Genomic DNA, 856 nt, shown 5'->3' on the forward strand with positions numbered 1-856 from the left:
AAGAGGTCATCTCATTTGGTGAGTCTGCGGTAGCAGATAAGGGTGCAGGCGATGCTGGCGAAGGCGAGGAAGTGGTCGGCTTTCCGTTCGTAGCGGCGGTGCAGACGTCGGCATCCGGCGAGCCAGGCCATGGTGCGTTCGATGGTCCAGCGGTGGCGGCCGAGTCGTTGCGAGGTCTCGATGCCCTTGCGGGCGATGCGGTGCCGGATGCCCCGGCCGGATAACCATCGCCGCAGGTGGTTGTAGTCGTAGCCCTTGTCGGCGTGGAGTTTGTCGGGCCTGCGCCGTCGGCGTCCCCGACGGGAGCGGATCGGCGGTATGCCCTTCACCAATGGGATCAGTGCCTGGCTGTCGTGCGTGTTGGCGCCCGAGATGCCGACGGACAGGGGCAGGCCGGTCCGCTCCGTGATCAAGTGGATCTTTGACCCGTACTTGCCCCGGTCTACAGGATTCGGGCCTGTCAGCTCCCCCTTTTCAGGGCCCGCATGTTGACCGAGTCGATCGCGCACCGCGACCAGTCCAGTTCTCCGCGGGATCCGAGTTCGTCGAGGACTAGGCGGTGGAGCTTGGCCCACACGCGTGCTTTCGTCCACTCGGTGAAGCGTCGGTGAGCCGTCGCGCCGGACGGCCCGAACGACGAGGCCGGCAACTGCTGCCACGTGCAGCCTGAGGTCGCTACGAAGACGATTGCGGCCAGCACTTCGCGGTCGCCGTGGCGACGCCGGCCACCACCCTGGGGTCGCGACGGTGCCTCCGGCACCACTCGCTGGAACAGCTCCCACAACTCGTCCGGCACCAGCCGCTCAACGATCCTCGCCACGACATGCAGCTTACCCAGCCAAATGAGATGACCTCT

Annotated in this window: 1 protein-coding gene; it reads right to left on the reverse strand. The window is 66.0% G+C overall.

Features of this window, described 5'->3' with window-relative positions:
* Nucleotides 1–11: 11 nt before the first annotated feature.
* Nucleotides 12–811 (reverse strand): IS5 family transposase gene (locus AQI88_RS42425; RefSeq protein WP_244184666.1). Its coding sequence is split into 2 segments (ribosomal slippage): nt 12–473 and nt 476–811, totalling 798 coding nucleotides; the frame shifts between segments, so codons are not numbered across the junction.
* Nucleotides 812–856 lie beyond the last annotated feature (45 nt).

It is taken from the genome of Streptomyces cellostaticus (genome assembly GCF_001513965.1).
Lineage (GTDB): Bacteria > Actinomycetota > Actinomycetes > Streptomycetales > Streptomycetaceae > Streptomyces > Streptomyces cellostaticus.